Genomic DNA, 17,375 nt, shown 5'->3' with positions numbered 1-17,375 from the left:
CGTGCTCACGTCGCGCCGGTCTGCACCGGCCGGGTGACGCGTGCGTCTTTGGGGGCTTTCGGTCAGGCCGCTTGCATCTCAGCCTGCGAGACTGCAATATCGACCTATGGACAATTCTAGCGGAGTCGGAGTGCTCGACAAGGCAGCATCCGTTTTGGGTGCTCTCGAGGCAGGCCCGGCCACCCTCGCACAGCTCGTCGCAGCCACCCGGCTGGCCCGCCCCACCGCTCATCGCCTCGCCGTGGCGCTCGAGCACCACCGTCTGGTCACCCGCGACATGCAGGGCAGGTTCGTCCTCGGACCCCGCCTCAACGAGCTCGCCACGGCCGCCGGCGAAGACCGCCTGCTCGCCGCCGCGAACCCCGTGCTCACCGCGCTGCGCGACCACACGGGCGAGAGCGCCCAGCTGTACCGCCGCCAGGGCGACCAGCGCATCTGCGTCGCGGCCGCCGAGCGTCCTGTCGGTCTGCGCGACTCGATCCCCGTGGGCGCGACCCTGACCATGCACGCCGGCTCGGCCGCGCAGATCCTCCTCGCGTGGGAGGAGCCAGACCGCCTGCACCGCGGTCTCCAGGGCGCCAAATTCACCGCGACCATCTTGTCCGGTGTCCGTCGTCGCGGGTGGGCCCAGTCGGTCTCCGAGCGCGAGGTCGGCGTCGCGTCGGTCTCCGCCCCGGTCCGCGGACCGTCGGGTCGCATCGTCGCCGCGGTCTCGATCTCGGGTCCGGTCGAGCGCCTGAGCCGCCAGCCCGGACGCCTGCACGCAGGATCCGTGGTCGCCGCCGCGAACCGCCTCACCGAGGTCCTGCGCCGCTCCGGCGAGTAGCACCGCCCCCTCCCCCTCCTCCCCCTGCACCTGAGGCCCGGCCCGCACAGCGCGCCGGGCCTCGGTGCGTCCGGGGGCGCACCTTTCCCCGCCAGGTCGTGGCGACGGTCACACCTGCAGACGCCACTCGCTCCCGCCTCCTCGAGGGACGGTGGCGCGAGCGTGTCGGCAGCCGACCCCGAGAACGACAAAGGCCCGGTCAGGTTTCCCTGACCGGGCCTTGCGTTGTACCCCCAACGGGATTTGAACCCGTGTTACCGCCGTGAGAGGGCGGCGTCCTAGGCCGCTAGACGATGGGGGCCTAAGAAGCGTTTCCGCAGGTCTTGCGACCGGCGTCTGTACTTCCGAGTGAGAACTCTACCGCATGTTCTGAGTGCTTGTGACACCCGATCATGTGATCGAACTCTGCGCTGGGCTACCAGGACTCGAACCTAGAATGTCGGTACCAGAAACCGATGTGTTGCCAATTACACCATAGCCCAATGGAGAAGTGACCCGGTCTGACATCCCGCTCTCGCGTTCTGTCCCCGTGGGCTCCGCCGATCCAGAACATTACCCGACCTCAGGGGTAACGCCAAACCGCCACCTCAGCGCTCCGCACGAGCCCCGGTTTCCCGCGGTTCGCGCCTTCCCACGCTCGTCCTGCGCGCGTCGTGGACGTCGAGCAGACGGCTCTGGACCGAGGATCGCGCTCAGCCACGCACGCCAGAGACCTCCGAGACCTGCGTCACCCTCGGCACCGACCACACCCACCGCACCCACCGCACCGAGCGCACCCGCCAGACACGACCCCACGACGCGAGCCGGGCACGACCACCCGACCCGCGCACGACAGCGCGAGGCATTCCGATAGACCGCTCCACGCTTCCGTGGCACGGTCGTGGCCATGGACGCCATGATCAGCACCCGCACCAGCGACGCGCAGGACATCCTCGACTCCGCACGGTGGTTCACCGACCTCCTGCTCACCGCCACCCCCGAAGAGCTCGACGTCCCGGCGGGCGACGTCGAGTGGTCGTGCTGGCGCACGGCCGAGCACGTCGGCGACGACATGCTCGCCTACGCACTCCAGCTCGCCGCGCAGGCTCCTGACGACTATCTGCCGCTCACGGCCGCCGACGGCGGCGACGACGTGGTCCGCGTCGCCGCGACCGCAGGCACGCAGGGGCTCGCCACCACGGTCCAGGCGCTCGCCGCGCTGCTGGCGACCCAGGTGAGCACAGCGGGTCCGGACGCTCGTGCCTTCCACCCGCACGGGGTCTCGGACCCGACGGGCTTCGCGGCGATGGGCGTGGTCGAGATCCTCGTCCACGGCTACGACGTCGCCCAGGGGCTCGGTATCGACATCGGACCGGGGCGCCCGCACGCACTCCCGGCCGGACCCGCCGAGCGCGCGGTGGACAGGCTCTTCGACGACGCACCGGCGACCCGTCCCGAGGCGTCGCTCCTGTGGTGCACAGGTCGCATCGCGCTGCCGGGCGTGCCCCGCCGGTCCCGGTGGCGCTGGGACTCGAGCGTCCGCTGAGTCCAGGTGAGTCGAGGTGTGACCAGGACAGTGGTGCTCACGTACCAGAAAAGACGGGTCACAGCCTCGCCGCGTTGGTAGGTTGGTGGGTCGACGCAGCCCGCGACGTCAGCGAGCGACCGCGGCCCCTCCGAGCCGAGAGCCCATGGACCAGACCCGCGACACCACCACGCAGCCCGCCCCGACCGACGAGACGCCCGGGCGTCGCTGGGTCGTGCCCGCGGGCAGGCGCCTCGTCGTCCTGTCGCTCGCGCTGGCCGTCGTGACGGCCGGCAGCCTGTGGGTGACCCTGCAGACGGCCTCGTCGGCGGAGAAGGCTGGCGACGGCGTCCGCAGGACAGACATCACCTCGCTCACCGACCGCATGCCCGCTCTCGCGATCGGGCGGACTGCCGTCTGGTACAGCGGTTGGATGGACGGGCAGAAGGCCGCCGACGAGCCCGTGCCCACGTGGATGGACGCCGTGGTGACGCTGCCCGAGGGCCGCGCCGCTGACCTCGCGTCCGCGTACAGCACGGCTCCGGCGACCCGCTCCCCCGAGGTCGTCGACGACCTCGCGGGCGACGTGCCGACAGGAGAGCTGCAGTCGAGCGTCGCGCTCGACAACGCTTTGAGCACCCCGTACTGGCACGCCTCGGCGTACCTGAGCGTCGAGACCGACGAGATCGTCCTGGTCGTGGAAGGCCGTCACTCGGCCCGGTGAGCTGTCGCCCTCTCGACGCTGCGAGCCCGCTCACCAGAGCGCACCGTCGTCGGCCGCGCTCCTGACCGTCCAGCCCTCGCCTCAGCAGACGACATCCCTCTCCCCAGACGGTGTCGCTCACGGCAGGCGATGGCGCAGGCCTCCTCGCCCTAGATCATGCGAGGAGCAGCGTCCCGAGCAGCGCGACCCCGGCCGCCACGACTGTCGCGACAGCACCGAGACCGAGGGACCGCCCGCCGCTGCGGACCAGCCTGCGCAGGTCGACGCTCGTGCCGAGCGCGACCATCGCCGCCGTGAGCAGCACCCGCTGGAGGACGTCTGCGGCGGACAGCAGCGCGTCGGGCAGCACCCCGGTCGACCTCACGAGGACGGCACCGAGGAAGGCCAGCACGAAGGCCGGCACGAGAGGGGCCGCGCGCCTCGCCCCTGCCGCGGCAGGTCCACGGTCCTCCCCGGCAGGGCCGTCGACAGTCCCGGCAGGTCCGTCAGCCGTGCCGTCGTCGCAGCCGCGGACTGCGCCGTCGGCAGCACGAGCGGTCCGCCGACCGTGCGCGGCGACCAGTGCTGTGAGCGGTGCGAGCAGCACGACGCGCGCGAGCTTCGCGACGGTCGCTGCAGCGAGAGCCGGAGCAGAGACAGCGCCGGCGGCGGCGACGACCTGGCCGACCTCCTGGACGCTCGACCCGATGAAGAGACCGGCCTGCGCGTCCGAGAGGCCCAGCGCCGAGACGACCCAGGGCAGGACGAGCACAGCGAGGGTCCCGTAGAGCGTGACGAGTGCGAGCGCAGTGCCGACGGCGTCCCCGTCGCCTGGCACGTCCGGGCCTGGGTCGCCGTCGACCGTCGCCCCAGGCTCCTTGGCGCCCCGCCCGGGGACGGGCTGGCCAGCCGGCCCTCGGGCGCCGCCGACTGTCGCGCTCATCGCGGCGATCGCGGCCGCACCGCAGATCGAGAACCCTGTCGCGACGTAGAGGCGGGTGAGCGGGTCGACGCCCATCCAGCGGCCGAGCCGGAGCGTGAGCAGGAAGGTGCAGACCACGGTGACGAGCACGACGGTGACCCCGCGCCACCCGAGCCCCGCGAGCTGGCCGAGCGAGAGCTGGAGCCCGAGGAGCACGATCCCGGCACGCAGCACGTGCTTGCCAGCCCACGCCACCCCAGGTGCGGCAGCCCGCGGCACGGCGCGCAGCGTCCCGAGCACAGCCCCGATCCCCAGGGCGACGACGAGCGGAGACACCGCTGCCCCGGTGGCCGAGACGAGCAGGTCGGCGAGCGCCAGGCTCGCGGCAGCAGCACCAGCGACCAGCAGGAGCCCAGGGAGCGTCGGGACGACTGCGGCACGGCGGGTCGGGCGCAGGTCGGGCGGGAGAGTCGCGCGGCGCATGCGCCCGGGAGCTGAACGGTCACGAGGTGGGGTCACAGGATCCACCCTGCGCGGTCGGCCCGCCTGCCGGAACACCCGCTTCCCTCTCGCGACATAGCCCGAGGCTATGGCCAGCCGTAGGATCGACGGGTGGAACACACCGCTCCGACCCCGCGCACCTCTCTCGCCGCTCTCGACGTGCTCGTCGCGACCGACACCCATGGCTCGATCAGCGCGGCCGCCCGCTCCCTCGGCATCTCGCAGCCGAGCGCGTCGTCGACGCTCCGCAGGCTCGAGAGGTCGCTCGGCCTCGAGATCGTGGCCCGGTCCACCCGCGGCAGCCACCTCACCGAGGAGGGCCGTGCCGTCGCTGTGTGGGCACGGACCGTGCTCGACGCCTCGGACGCTCTCGAGAGGGCCGCAGCAGCCTTGCGCGAGGGTCCTGCGCACAGGGTCCGGGTCGCGGCGAGCATGACGATCGCCGAGCACCTCGTCCCACGATGGCTGGCACGCCTGACGGCTGCCGAAGACCGCGGGAGGCCTGAGGTCGAGCTCATCGTCCGCAACTCCCAGGACGTCATGGACCTGGTGCTCTCAGGAGCCGCAGACCTCGGCTTCGTCGAGGGCTCGACGGTGCGGCGCGGACTGCGCAGCCGGACCGTGCAGCGGGACAGCCTCGCAGTGGTCGTCGGACGACAGCACCCGTGGGCCCGGCGTCGCGGGCACAGCGTGAGCGTCGACGAGCTGCTCGCCGCACGCCTGGTCGTCCGCGAGTCCGGCTCAGGCACCCGGGACATCCTCGAGCGGGCCCTCGCCCGGGCCGGGTCACGCCTGCCCGACCACCTGCCGAGCCTTGGCTCGACGGCCGCGCTCGTCGCGAGCGTCCGCATCTCCGACTCGGTCACGGTGCTCTCCGAGCTGGCCGTCGCCGACGACGTCGAGCGCGGGACGCTCGTCCGCCTCGACGTCCCCGAGCTGGACCTCAGCCGGCGACTGCGCATGGTGTGGCGCGACGGGACCGAGATGACGGCACCGGTCCGCACGATCGCGGCACTGGTCTCCGCCCGGACCTGAGAGGCGGGACATCGCTGGACACCGCCTGCCGAGGTCTGCCGGACCACGCTGTCCGCCGCCGTCGGACGGCGACACCCTCTCGACGGGCCGCAGCCCGCGTCAGGCTGCCTGGTCTGCGCTGTCTGCGCTGCGCAGGCCAGGTCAGCCTTCCGTCAGGTACCCCGTCAGCTGGTCGAGGCCCGACAGGACCACCACCCCGTCGGCCGACGCCGCGGCCGGGTCTTCCTGGTGCACTCCCCCACGCCGGGTGCCCGGGCGGTCGAGCCAGGCGCCGTAGAGCCCGGCCCGGACAGCGGCGCGAGCGTCGAGGTCGAGCTCGTCGCCGACGTACAGGGTCCGTGACGGGTCCGTCCCGAGGCGTGTGCAGGCCTCGAGGAACACCCGCGGGTCGGGCTTGCCGAAGCCGAGGGTGTCGAGGCCGACGAGCATCGGGACGTGCCCGAGCCCCGTCGCCTCGAGCTTGGGCAGCTGGTGCTCGGTCGTCGCGTTCGACAGCGCCCCGACCCGCAGGCCGAGGGCCGACACCGCCGCGACGGTCTCGAGGGCGTCCTCGTGAGCCACCCAGCCGGCCCTGTACGACGCCTCGAAGACCTCGTCCCAGGCGACGAACTCGTCTTCGGTGAGCGGCTCGGCCCCGAAGGCCGTCTGGAGCTGGTTGGCCCGCAGGCGCCGCTGCTCCTCGAGGGAGATCTCTCCGCGGGTGTAGGCGCGGTAGTGACCGTCAGGGTCACGGCGCCAGAGCGCCAAGACCTCCCCGAGACGGTCTTCCGGCAGGTGCGAGAGGTAGACCCGGGCGATCCCGTCCATCGCCGCGCCGAAGGCCGCGCGCGTGTTGACCAGGGTGTCGTCGATGTCGAAGAGGACGCCGTCGAGGGCTCCGCGACCGTCGAAGACGACCTGGCCGGTCGTGGCCAGCACGCTCTCCGGCGCGCGCTCGCCCGTGGTCACGGCAGCACCAGCGAGGACGCCCGTCGCGGATGCCACCCCGGTCACGCCCGGGTCACCCGTCACAGAGAGGCCCGCAGCGCCCGCAGGCGGACGAGGGAACGCTCCTTGCCGAGGATCTCCATCGACTCGAAGAGCGGCGGCGACACGCGGCGACCCGTGATCGCGACGCGCAGCGGGGCGAAGGCGAACTTCGGCTTGACGCCCATGGCCTCGACGAGCTCGGCCTTGAGGGCGTCCTGCTGGGACGTCGGGCTGAAGTCCTCGAGGGCCTCGAGCGTCGCGATCGAGCGGTCGAGCACCTCGGCGGCCTCCTCGCGCAGGGCGGAGCGTGCAGCCTCCTCGACCACCACGGCGTCGTCGGCCACGAAGAGGAAGCCGAGCATGCCCGGGGCCTCGCCGAGCAGCGTCATGCGCTCCTGGACGAGCGGGGCACCCGCGTCGAGCAGCGCCTGGACCTCGGGGGCGAGGTCGGCGTAGGAGTCGGCCGGGACGAGGCCGGCGGCGTGCAGGTACGGGACGAGGCGCCCGCGGAAGTCGTCGCCGTCGAGGCGGCGCAGGTGCGTGGCGTTGATCGCCTCGGCCTTCTTGACGTCGAAGCGCGCCGGGTTGGGCAGCACGTCGGCGATGTCGAAGGCGGCGACGAGCTCGTCGACCGTGAAGATGTCGTTGTCGGCCGCGATGCTCCACCCGAGCAGAGCGAGGTAGTTGAGCAGGCCCTCGGGCGTGAAGCCGCGCTCGCGGTGCAGGAACAGGTTCGACTCGGGGTCGCGCTTCGACAGCTTCTTGTTGCCCTCGCCCATGACGTACGGGAGGTGGCCGAAGGCCGGCATGACCTTCGCGACGCCGATGTCGAGCAGGGCGCGGTACAGCACCACCTGGCGGGGCGTGGAGGACAGCAGGTCCTCGCCGCGGAGCACGTGCGTGATCTCCATGAGCGCGTCGTCGACGGGGTTGACCAGCGTGTAGAGCGGCTGGCCGTTGGCGCGGACGATGACGAAGTCGGGCACGGTCCCGGCCTTGAAGGTGACGTCGCCACGGACGAGGTCGGTGAAGGTCACGTCCTCGTCGGGCATGCGCAGACGGAGCACGGGCTCGCGGCCCTCGGCGCGGAAGGCGGCCTTCTGCTCGTCGGTGAGGTCACGGTCGAAGCCGTCGTATCCCATGACCTTCGGGCGGCCGGCGGCGACGTTGCGCGCCTCGGTCTCCTCGGGGGTCGAGAAGGACTCGTAGGCGTAGCCGCCCTCGACGAGCCTGCGGATGACGTCCTGGTAGATGTCCCCGCGCTGCGACTGGCGGTAGGGCTCGTGCGGGCCGCCGACCTCGATGCCCTCGTCCCAGTCGAGGCCGAGCCAGCGCAGCGCGTCGAGGAGCTGGGTGTAGCTCTCCTCAGAGTCTCGCTCGGCGTCGGTGTCCTCGATGCGGAACACGAAGGTCCCGCCGGTGTGCCGCGCGTACGCCCAGTTGAACAGCGCCGTGCGGATCAGCCCGACGTGCGGGGTCCCTGTCGGCGACGGGCAGAAGCGGACGCGGACGTCGCTGCCGGTGGGCGTGGCGACGGCTGCGGGGGTGGTCTCGACGGACACGTACACACCTGGGTTTCAGATCGGGGAGCTGGGGTCGCGTGGCGACGGTCCCAGCCTACCCAGTCCTCGGCCGAGGCAGGCTCGTCCAGGGCGGTAGGACTGCCCTGCCGTCAGCGCCGTCGGCTCCCGAACCAGCGCTTCTCGACGCTCGCCCCGCGGTAGAGCGGACCGGCCGCCGTGGCCAAGGCCTGCTGGAGCTCGGGGAGGTGACGCTCGATCCCGGCCCGCGGGAGGAACGGTCCGGTCCCCACGTCGATGCCGTGGGTGAACCCCTCGGCTGTCGTCCCCGTCGAACGGAGCCGCCGCAAGGCCGGGAGCGCCCTCTCGGCCGCGTCGGGGTCGCGGAAGGCGATCTCGAGGCGCGGATAGGACTGGCGGTCGACGAGGTCGAGCGGGGTGACGGCCCTGTCGAGGTAGACGCGGAACCGCACCGCCGCGATCTGCGACCACGGGAGGTGGATGGTCTCGCGCCCGACGCCGACGTCGATCCCGGCGGGACCCACGTCGACACCCAGCTGACGCGGCCGGCGCGCCGTCACCAGCAGCCACAGCGCACCGACCGCGAGCACAGCCCCGGCGAGGCCGAAGACGACGCGCAGCGGCACAGGCTGCGGCTCGACGCCGCGGCCGAGCGCCAGCAGCACGAGCATCACCGCCGTGCCGAGCCCGACGAGCGCCGCGCCGACGAGCAGCCCGGTCACCCGTTTCGGCGCGTAGCTGAAGGTGGCCCCCTGCGGCCCTGGCGCTGCCGGCTGGTAGCTCACACGCCTCGACGGACGACGGGGTTGCTCAGCACCCCGATGCCCTCGACCTCGCACTCGACGCGGTCGCCCTCGACGATCGGGCCCACGCCTGCCGGGGTCCCGGTGAGGATGAGGTCACCGGGGAGCAGCGTGAAGGCCTCGGAGATGTACGAGACGAGGAAGGCGATGTCGAAGACGAGGTCGCGGGTGTTGCCGTCCTGACGGGTCTCCCCGTTGACACGCGACGAGACACCGAGCGCCTCGGTGTCGAGCTCGGTCTCGATCCACGGGCCGATCGGGCACGAGGTGTCGAAGCCCTTGGCACGGGCCCACTGGCCGTCGGTCCGCTGGGCGTCCCGGGCGGTGACGTCGTTGGCGACGGTGTAGCCGAGCACGTGGTCGAGCGCACGCTCGGGCGTGACGTCCTTGGTGATGCGGCCGATGACCACGGCGAGCTCGGACTCGTAGCTGGCCTCGGAGGTGAAGTCGGGCAGCACGATCGGGTCGTCGGGGCCGATCACCGCGGTGTTCGGCTTGAAGAACAGCAGCGGGCTCGTCGGGACCTCGTTGCCCATCTCCTTGGCGTGGTCCGCGTAGTTGCGACCCACACCGATGATCTTGGAGCGCGGGATCACGGGGGCGAGCAGGCGCACGCCGTCGCCGATCTCGATGCGCTCGCCCGTGGGCGTGACCGGCATGTAGAGCGGGTCTCCGTTGACGACGGCGAGGAAGTCCTTGCCGTTCTCGGTCTGGACAAAGCCGAAGCGGGGGTCGTCACCTGTGGTGAATCTCGCGATACGCACGACGTCACCTTATCGCTGGAGCACGCTGTCGTCCTCGCCAGGTCCAGGTCGAGGTCGAGGCGAGAGCGCGGTTCAGGTCCACAGCCGGGCTCAGGTCCGGGCCTGGCCCGGGTCCTAGACCTGGACACCTGGTTCGAACCAGGTCCAGGTCCGGCACTCAGCGCGGTCCGGTCACCGGCGCGTCGGCGAGGAGGTCCTCCGTGCGACCAGATCCTGACGGGCCGTCCCACTCGAGCTGCACCGCCCCGCTCGACAGGTCGACCTCGAGCCGAGCCACGGCGTCGGGCACCTGCACACCACGCCTGACGAGCCGTAGCACAGACCCCTCCGACGAGACCTCGACGTCCCCGTCGAAGGCCGGCAGCGCGTTGCGGAAGCGGCAGAGGTCGAGCAGCGCTCGCACGACGGGGCGGTCGAGCGCGGCGCTGACCTCGTCGGCCGTGTACGAGTGCCTGTTGACGTCACGCCCCACGCCCGTCCGCTCGAGCAGCTCGACGTCGTTGTGCCCGGCGAGCGCACCCACGTAGTAGACCTGCGGGATCCCGGGGGTGCAGAGCTGGATCACCCGCGCCGCGAGGTAGCGGACGTCGTCCCGGCCCAGCGCGTCGTAGAAGGTCGAGTTCACCTGGTAGAGGTCGAGGTTCGAGGCGGCGGCGCCTGTCGCCGCCTCCGAGGCGCCGAGAGTCCGGGCATGGATCCCCTCGACCAGCTCGTCGATCTGCGCCGGGGTGAGCAGCCCGGGCCGCTCGGCCTCACCGGGACCGACGGTCTGGTCGGGCCCGACGTCGATCACGCCGATCCCGTCGTGGGTGTCCAGGACCGTCACGGCGTTGCGGGGCCTGGCCCGGAGCCAGTCGACGAGAGCGTCCGGGTCGCCCGTGTAGAGCGCGTGCAGCACGAGCGGCGGCAGGGCGAAGTCGTAGACGAGGTCGACCGAGCGGCCGATCTCGACCTGACGCTCGTAGTGCGAGTGCACCTCGACGAGCACGTCGACCCCGCGGCTGCGGGCTGCGGCCGTGAACTCTTCGATGAACGCGAAGGTCTCCGGGGTCATGAACGACGTGGTGCCGGGCGTCTTGACCGCATAGCCGACGGCGTCGAGCCGCACCAGACTGACTCCCGCCGAGGCGACGGCGTCCAGCACCGCGGCGAGGTAGGCGGCCCCGGGCTCGGACCGCACGTCGATGTCGACCTGCTGCGGGGTGAAGGTCGTCCACACGTACCGCAGCCTGTCGCCGAGCCGCACCGGCGTGAACGGCAGCCCGGGCCTGGGCCTGTAGATCCGGGCGAGGTCCTCCTCGGTGGCGCCGTCGGGGAACACCGAGGACATCGTGAGGAACATCGACGCGGCGGGCGACTCGTCCCCTCGGGCGCGGACGTCCTGGAAGGCCGCAGAGTCTGCCGAGACGTGGTTGACGATGAGGTCGACGACGGTGTCGTGGGTCCGCGACAGGTCTCGGACGTCGTCCCACGTGCCCAGGCGCGGGTCGACGGCCGTGTGGTCGACGGGGTCGAAGCCTGCGTCGGCGCCGTCGAAGGGCGTGAAGAACGGCAGGACGTGCACGCCGCCGAAGGCACCGGCGAAGTCCTCCCGCACCACGCGTGCCAGAGCGGCGAGGTCGCCACCGAGCCTGTCTGCGTAGGCGATCAGCTGTACCTCGTTGCGCATGGTCACTCTCCGTCGTGGTCCTGGTCTGCGGGTGCCGTGTCCGGGCGGCCCTCCAGGCCCCACGCCGTGGGGTCGGGCAGGACTGCCCTGTCGTCCGCGAGCTGTCCGCTCGAGACGAGTATGCACCTTTTCGGGGCATCACGGGAGAGACGGCGGCATTCGTGCCGCAGTGGCATGTCGACGTCGTGGGCTGGTCGGGCCCGGGAGCGGGCTCAGTCGACTCAGCCCCTGACAGGCTCCTCAGGCCCGGGCCAGGATCTCGCCGTTGAGGACCGAGAACCAGCCGTCGGGCTGCGCGGCCCAGCGCTGCCACTCGTGCGCGAGCTGCTCGAGGGCGACGTCGTCGGCCAGCCCGGCCTCCTTGGCCTGGACGGCGAAGTTGGACTCGATGCAGCGCTCGGCCCACAGCCCGCCCCACCACTCGCGCGACTCTGGGGAGGCGTAGCACCACACACCCGCCGACCCTGTGAGGGCCTCGGGGGTGAAGCCGGCCTCCTGGAACCAGCTGAGCAGGCGGCGGCCGGCGTCGGCCTGGTAGCCGTAGGCGGCGGTGACCTCGTGGTAGAGCGCGTTCCACTCCGTGAGGCCGTCGGACTCCGGGTACCAGGTCATGGCGCTGTAGTCGGCGTCGCGGGCGGCGACGATCCCGCCGGGCTTGGTCACGCGGCGCATCTCGCGGATCGCGGCGATGGGGTCCGACAGGTGCTGGAGCAGCTGGTGGGCGTGGACCACGTCGAAGGAGTCGTCGTCGAAGGGCAGCTCGTAGGCGTTGGCGTACTCGAAGCTCACGTTCTCGACGCCCGAGGACTCGGCGAGCTCGCGCGCGCTGTCGAGGACAGCTGTCGCGGCGTCCACGCCGACGACCCGTCCCACGGTGCGGGCGAGGTCGACGGTCACGGTGCCCGGTCCGCAGCCGACGTCGAGGAGCGTCATGTCCTTGCGCAGCAGCGGGACTAGGTGCGCCGCAGAGTTCGCGGCGGTGCGAGACCTGTGCGAGCGCAGGACCGACTCGTGGTGGCCGTGCGTGTAGGACTCGGACTCGCGGGACTGCTCGCTGCCGTGGGCACCTGTGGGCGCCTGACGGTCGGACTCGGTCGGCGCTCCGGTGCGCTCCGCGCTGTGCTGTGTCATGTGTACGACGGTAGGGGGACCGTGACGCTTCTGAGACATTGTTCTCGGATGGTGGGACTAGATCGTGGGTGAGGTTGGTCGCAGCACCGTGGCTCGACCGTCGCTGCCTGCTCGGACCACCGTCGTCGCGCGGTCGCGGCGCAGTCTGTGCGCGGTCGCGGCGCAGCCGACGCGAGGTCTCGCTGTCGTCCACGCGCGGTCGCGCTGTGGTCGCGTGGCTGCTCACGGCGTACGTTCGAGGGCATGACCTCTTCGATCGACCACCGCCACCTGGGCCGCTCCGGACTGACCGTCTCCGTCGTCGGGCTCGGCTGCAACAACCTCGGCCGCCAGCACTGCGCGACCGAGTCCCTCGACGGGAGCACGGCCGTCGTCACCGCCGCCCTCGACGCAGGGATCACCCTGTTCGACGTCGCCGACGTCTACGGCGCAGAGCCTGGGCGCTCCGAGGAGTACCTCGGGAAGGCCCTCGGCAGCCGACGCGACGAGGCCGTCGTCGCGACCAAGTTCGGCATGGACGTCCGCGGTGCCAACGGCCCCGACCACGGTGCGCGCGGCTCACGCCGCTACATCCTCGCCTCGGTCGAGGCGTCGCTGCGTCGCCTGGGCACCGACTACATCGACCTGTACCAGTTCCACACCCCCGACCCCGGCACGCCCGTCGAAGAGACACTCTCCGCCCTCGACTCCCTCGTGACGAGCGGCAAGGTCCGGTACATCGGGCACTCGAACCGGGCGGGGTGGCAGATCGCCGAGGCCGAGCTGCTCGCCCGACAGCTCGGCACCGAGCGCTTCGTGTCGAGCCAGAACCACTACAACATCATCGACCGCCGGGCCGAGCTCGAGGTCGTGCCCGCCGCCGAGGCCTTCGGGCTCGGGGTGCTGCCGTACTTCCCGCTCGCCAACGGTCTGCTCACCGGCAAGTACAGCCGCGAGGGCGGCCCTGCCGACGGTCGTCTGACGCACTCCAAGCCCGGGCTGCTCGAGTCCGCGCCGTGGGAGGCCCTCGAGAGGTACTCGGCCTTCGCCGCCGAGCGCGACCTCACGGAGGTGCAGGTCGCGTTCTCGTGGCTCGCCGCGCAGCCCGTCGTCTCGTCGGTCATCGCCGGGGCCACGCGCCCCGAGCAGATCGAGCAGAACGCTGCCGCGGTGCACCCGTTGACGAGCGAGGACCTCGCCGAGCTCGACGAGATCTTCCCGCAGCCCGACAAGATCGCGCTGTTCTGACGTCAGGCCCCTGCACGCTCCAGGTGCGTGTAGTCGGGAAGCTCGATGCGGTCGGCCGGCGGACGGAACAGCCGTGCGCCGACCGACCGCGCCACGGGTGTGGCCGCGAGCGCGAGCACGCCGTGGAGCGCGGCGACGCCGGCCCGGGTCCGCGGGTTCGCCAGCCGCGGCGTCCCCGGCGGGAGGTCTTGCGCCTGGTCGACGTACGGGCGCATGATCCGCTCGTAGCCGGCGAAGGCGTCGCGGTGGTGGATGTGCGAGGCGAGCTCTCCGGCCAGCACGTAGGCGCCGGTGAGCCCGAGGCTCGTGCCCATGCCGCTCACGGGCGACGCGCAGTAGGCCGCGTCTCCGACGAGGGCCGCACGCCCGTGGTGCCAGATGGGTGAGTGCACCTGCCCCACCTGCTCGAAGTAGTACTCCTCGGCGTGCCGCAGCCCGTCGAGCACCCGGGGCGTCTCCCAGCCGGCGTCGGCGAAGAGCCGGCACAGCAGGTCGCGCTGCGCGGCGTCGTCGAGGTCTTCGTAGCCGCGCGGCGGCGAGAGGAAGGACAGCGTCGCGCGGATCGTGCCGAGGTTGTCGGGGCGCAGCGTGACCGACCGACCGCCCGGGGCGGAGTACCAGCGCCACCAGTCGGTGTCGGAGGCGACCCTGGGGATGGTCAGGTAGGCGGTGTACATGCCCTTCGGCTGGATCTGGGCGGCGTCTCCGACGACGAGCCGACGGGTGCGGGAGCGCATGCCGTCAGCCGCCACCACCACGTCGAAGGTCTCCTCGCGGCCGTCGGCGAAGGTGACGTCGATCCCGTCCGCGCGGTCGTCGAGCGCCGCGATGGTCGTGCCGAACCTGTAGTCGGTCGTCTCACGGCTGCGGTCGACGAGGATCCGGGCGAGCTCGCCACGGAGGATCTCGAGCTCGGCGGTCGCCCCGTCGGTGTCTCCGGTGCCTGCGGGCAGCTCGGCCCGGGTGCGCCCGTCCCGACCGACGAACCGGGTCCCGAGCTCGCCGGTACCTGCAGCCCGGATCGCGTCTTCGAGGCCCATCTTCCGGGCGACCTCGCGGCCGGCACCTCGGACGTCGATGTTCTGACCTGCGGTCCGCAGCTCGTCAGCGCGCTCGACGACGACGGTCTCCCAGCCGTAGCGCTGCATCCACCAGGCGAGAGCGGGGCCAGCGATGCTGGCTCCGGAGACGAGGACTCGTCGTGTCGTGGTCATGAAGCACTCTCTTCTTTCGTGAAGTTATTTGATGCTGAAATAATAACGGCACGATAGGCTGACCGCATGTCCACAGGCGCAGACGACCCCTCGGGCACCCCGACCCACCCCGACGAGAGCCCCACGACGGATCGGCTGCTCGAGGCCCTCACCGCCTACGGCACCACGTACGCGCAGGTCGGCCGAGAGTTCGCGGCGGGGGCAGGGCTGCACACGACCGATGCGACAGCGCTCGTCGAGATCCTCGGCGCTGAAGAGCGCGGTACCCCGCTCACCCCCGCACGGCTGAGCGAACGGATCGGGCTGAGCTTCGGCGCGACGTCGAGCCTGCTCAACCGCCTCGAGACGGCGCACCACATCGAGCGCAGCCGCGGCCACGCGGACCGGAGGATCGTCACGCTGCACTCGACCTCGACCGTGCACGAGGTCGCCGACAGGTTCTTCGACCCGCTCGGCGAGCGCATCACCGCGCTGCTCGAGCCGTACTCGCAGGACGAGATCGAGCAGCTCACCCACATGCTGACCGGGATCCGCGAGGTCATGGAGACCTACGCGACCGAGGCAGACCACGCACGTACGACGACGCAGGGATAGACCGCCGTGCTCACCCAGACCGCCCTCGCCCACGACACCTGGGCCCCGCTCGCCGCGGCGCACGCCCAGCATGCCGACGCCCTCACGGCTGGCTGGCGCTCGCGCCGCCTCGCGGGCGAGAAGCACGAGATCGACGACTTCCTCTTCACCTACTACACGACCCGACCCGCGCAGCTGCGCCGCTGGCACCCCGGGGCGGGCGTCACCCTGCACGACGCCCCGGGAGGCACCGAGGCCTTCGCGGAGCGGGCGACCTGGCGCTGGTACGAGCCGACCCCCGACGGCGGTCTGACGGTCCACGTCCCGACCTTCCTCGCCGACCGCGGGTCGACTGTCCGCTACGTCAGGTCTCTCGTCGCGGCGACGGCCGGGCGCCCCACGAACGTCGGGTGCTTCGGCCTGCACGAGTGGGCGATGGTCTACAAGCAGGGCGACGACACCCGGCACATGCTCCCGCTGCGGCTGGGTGCCGAGGGGACCGATGCCGTCGTCGAGTCGCACCAGATCCGGTGCACCCACTTCGACGCCTTCAGGTTCTTCACCCCCGAGGCCGTCCCGCTCAACCGTCTCCAGCCGACCCGTGACGACCAGCCCGCCCTCGAGCAGCCGGGCTGCCTGCACGCCGGCATGGACCTGTTCAAGTGGACCAACAAGCTGGTCCCCGCCCTGCCGAGCGACCTGGTGCTCGACTGCTTCGAGCTCGCCCGTGACATCCGCCTCCTCGACATGCAGGCCTCCCCCTACGACGTCACACGCTTCGGCGAGGAGGCCGTGAAGATCGAGACGCCCGAGGGCAAGGCCGAGTACGCGCGCCGGCAGCGCGAGTTCGCCGAGCGCGGCGCTCCGCTGCGATCCCGCATCGTCGAGGCCTGCGACGCGCTGCTCGCGGCGGTCCCGGCCGTCTGACGCCGGACGTCCGAGGTCACCTCCTGACCGACGCGTGCTCGCCACCCCCGTCTCGGAGCACCGAGGCGAGCGCCGCGAGCTTGCGCGGTACGTCGTACAGCCCGCCTCCCTCGTGGCCGTTGTACTCGAACACCTGCATCTGCTTGGGTCCGGCATACCGGTTGTAGGCCGCGTAGACGGTCGACGGCGGGCAGACCGCGTCCATGAGACCGACCGAGAACCACGCCGGGCACGTGGCACGCCGGGAGAAGTTGACACCGTCCATGTACGAGAGCGTGGTCATCACCGTCTCGACCTGGTCGCGCTGACCGCTGAGGAACCTGCGGATCTCCGCGTAGGGCCCCGTGTCAGTGATCGTGGACGCCCGCCTGTAGTGGCACATGAAGGGCACGTCGACGACGGCGCCCCGCAGGTCGGAGCGCAGGCCGGCGACCGCGAGCGCGAGCCCGCCCCCCTGGCTGCCACCGAGCACGGCGACCCTGTCGGGATCGACCCTGGGCGCCTGCTTGACGGCGTCGACGGCCCGGACGGCATCGGTGATGAGCCGCCTGTAGTAGTGGTGGTCGGGCGACTCGACGCCGCTCGTGAGGAACCCGGGGGCGGAGGGTCCGTGGCCTGCGGGGTTGATGTCGGGGGTGTGCGAGACGGTCTTGCCGCCGCCGCCCTGGCCACGGTTGTCCATGACGAGGTGGGCGTACCCGGCGGCGCTCCAGGTGAGCCACTCGTAGGGGATGCCCCGGCCGCCGTTGTAGCCGATGTACTGGACGACGGCAGGGAGCAAGCCGTCGGCGGAGCCAGCGCTGTCAGGGCTCTCGACGCTGGCGGCCGGGAGCAGCAGCCAGGCCTTGACGGGTTGTCCCGCCCAGCCCGGGAAGGTCACGTCATAGACGTCGACCGTCGACAGTCCCACGTCTACGGGCTCGAAGGTCGCGGTGCCGACAGGTGAGGCGTCGAGGGTGCGCGCCCAGAAGTCGTCGAAGTCGGGCTGCTCCTCCACGGGTGGGAGGTGATCGACGAGGGTCTCGAGGGGTGAGTCGACGAGCACGGGGTGGTCCTCTCTCTGGTC

16 protein-coding genes and 2 tRNA genes are annotated in these 17,375 nt (G+C 71.7%); 7 read left to right on the top strand and 11 right to left on the bottom strand.

The features are described from left to right. Positions 1 to 106: 106 nt before the first annotated feature. Complete coding sequence (locus ASG53_RS07660) at positions 107 to 826, top strand: IclR family transcriptional regulator (protein ID WP_012866122.1); 720 nt, start codon at positions 107 to 109, stop codon at positions 824 to 826. Positions 827 to 1,054: 228 nt separating this feature from the next. Here ASG53_RS07660 and ASG53_RS07655 read toward each other — a convergent pair. Then, positions 1,055 to 1,127 (bottom strand) — tRNA-Glu (locus ASG53_RS07655). Positions 1,128 to 1,236: 109 nt separating this feature from the next. Continuing rightward, positions 1,237 to 1,308, bottom strand: a tRNA-Gln gene (locus ASG53_RS07650). A gap of 404 nt (positions 1,309 to 1,712) precedes the next feature. Between ASG53_RS07650 and ASG53_RS07645 the strand changes: the two genes are divergently transcribed. Further along, complete coding sequence (locus tag ASG53_RS07645) at positions 1,713 to 2,351, top strand: hypothetical protein (protein WP_056131094.1); 639 nt, start codon at positions 1,713 to 1,715, stop codon at positions 2,349 to 2,351. A gap of 145 nt (positions 2,352 to 2,496) precedes the next feature. Further along, on the top strand, positions 2,497 to 3,054 hold the full coding sequence (locus tag ASG53_RS07640) for a hypothetical protein (protein WP_056131091.1): 558 nt from the start codon (positions 2,497 to 2,499) through the stop codon (positions 3,052 to 3,054). 154 nt (positions 3,055 to 3,208) lie between these two features. Here ASG53_RS07640 and ASG53_RS07635 read toward each other — a convergent pair whose 3' ends face one another. Then, positions 3,209 to 4,438, bottom strand: a complete 1,230-nt coding sequence (locus tag ASG53_RS07635; RefSeq protein ID WP_056131088.1) for a YeiH family protein — start codon at positions 4,436 to 4,438, stop codon at positions 3,209 to 3,211. A gap of 129 nt (positions 4,439 to 4,567) precedes the next feature. Between ASG53_RS07635 and ASG53_RS07630 the strand changes: the two genes are divergently transcribed. Further along, a complete protein-coding gene (locus ASG53_RS07630) occupies positions 4,568 to 5,491 on the top strand; it encodes a LysR family transcriptional regulator (protein ID WP_056131085.1) in 924 nt (307 codons plus the stop codon). Positions 5,492 to 5,632: 141 nt separating this feature from the next. Here ASG53_RS07630 and ASG53_RS07625 read toward each other — a convergent pair whose 3' ends face one another. From ASG53_RS07625 to ASG53_RS07600, 6 genes are all read right to left on the bottom strand, one after another. After that, positions 5,633 to 6,475 carry an HAD family hydrolase gene (locus ASG53_RS07625; protein WP_235533868.1) on the bottom strand — a complete coding sequence of 281 codons (843 nt, stop codon included), beginning with the start codon at positions 6,473 to 6,475 and terminating at the stop codon, positions 5,633 to 5,635. Positions 6,476 to 6,498: 23 nt separating this feature from the next. Continuing rightward, the gene (gene gltX / locus ASG53_RS07620; protein ID WP_056131077.1) at positions 6,499 to 8,028 is read right to left on the bottom strand and encodes a glutamate--tRNA ligase; all 1,530 of its coding nucleotides are present in this window, start codon (positions 8,026 to 8,028) and stop codon (positions 6,499 to 6,501) included. A 104-nt stretch (positions 8,029 to 8,132) separates the two neighbouring features. Continuing rightward, positions 8,133 to 8,786: a PH domain-containing protein gene (locus ASG53_RS07615; RefSeq protein WP_056131074.1), complete on the bottom strand. Its 654-nt coding sequence runs from the start codon at positions 8,784 to 8,786 to the stop codon at positions 8,133 to 8,135. After that, complete coding sequence (locus ASG53_RS07610) at positions 8,783 to 9,568, bottom strand: fumarylacetoacetate hydrolase family protein (RefSeq protein WP_056131071.1); 786 nt, start codon at positions 9,566 to 9,568, stop codon at positions 8,783 to 8,785. The genes ASG53_RS07615 and ASG53_RS07610 overlap by 4 nt, the downstream gene beginning before the upstream one ends. Positions 9,569 to 9,725: 157 nt before the next feature. Next, entirely contained in the window at positions 9,726 to 11,237 is a 1,512-nt protein-coding gene (gtfA, locus tag ASG53_RS07605; protein ID WP_056133855.1) for a sucrose phosphorylase, read from the bottom strand. A 240-nt stretch (positions 11,238 to 11,477) separates the two neighbouring features. Then, positions 11,478 to 12,368: a methyltransferase domain-containing protein gene (locus ASG53_RS07600; protein WP_082543905.1), complete on the bottom strand. Its 891-nt coding sequence runs from the start codon at positions 12,366 to 12,368 to the stop codon at positions 11,478 to 11,480. Between the two features lie 243 nt (positions 12,369 to 12,611). Here ASG53_RS07600 and ASG53_RS07595 point away from each other — a divergent pair, with 243 nt between their 5' ends. Then, positions 12,612 to 13,595, top strand: a complete 984-nt coding sequence (locus ASG53_RS07595; RefSeq protein WP_056131068.1) for an aldo/keto reductase — start codon at positions 12,612 to 12,614, stop codon at positions 13,593 to 13,595. A 2-nt stretch (positions 13,596 to 13,597) separates the two neighbouring features. On the opposite strand, the gene ASG53_RS07590 is transcribed toward ASG53_RS07595, so the two are convergent. Continuing rightward, positions 13,598 to 14,809 carry an FAD-dependent monooxygenase gene (locus ASG53_RS07590; RefSeq protein ID WP_056131065.1) on the bottom strand — a complete coding sequence of 404 codons (1,212 nt, stop codon included), beginning with the start codon at positions 14,807 to 14,809 and terminating at the stop codon, positions 13,598 to 13,600. Between the two features lie 66 nt (positions 14,810 to 14,875). Between ASG53_RS07590 and ASG53_RS07585 the strand changes: the two genes are divergently transcribed. After that, positions 14,876 to 15,403: a MarR family winged helix-turn-helix transcriptional regulator gene (locus tag ASG53_RS07585; protein ID WP_082543904.1), complete on the top strand. Its 528-nt coding sequence runs from the start codon at positions 14,876 to 14,878 to the stop codon at positions 15,401 to 15,403. A 6-nt stretch (positions 15,404 to 15,409) separates the two neighbouring features. After that, complete coding sequence (locus ASG53_RS07580) at positions 15,410 to 16,309, top strand: hypothetical protein (RefSeq protein ID WP_056131062.1); 900 nt, start codon at positions 15,410 to 15,412, stop codon at positions 16,307 to 16,309. A gap of 16 nt (positions 16,310 to 16,325) precedes the next feature. Here ASG53_RS07580 and ASG53_RS07575 read toward each other — a convergent pair whose 3' ends face one another. Further along, positions 16,326 to 17,354, bottom strand: coding sequence for an acetylxylan esterase (locus ASG53_RS07575; RefSeq protein WP_056131059.1), 1,029 nt, complete (start codon positions 17,352 to 17,354; stop codon positions 16,326 to 16,328). Between the last annotated feature and the right edge of the window lie 21 nt (positions 17,355 to 17,375).

The sequence above is a fragment of the Sanguibacter sp. Leaf3 genome (assembly GCF_001425965.1).
In the GTDB taxonomy this organism is placed as follows: Bacteria; Actinomycetota; Actinomycetes; order Actinomycetales; family Cellulomonadaceae; genus Sanguibacter; species Sanguibacter inulinus.
Note: the sequence above shows the minus strand (reverse complement) of the source record. Positions and strands in the feature narration are given on the sequence as shown.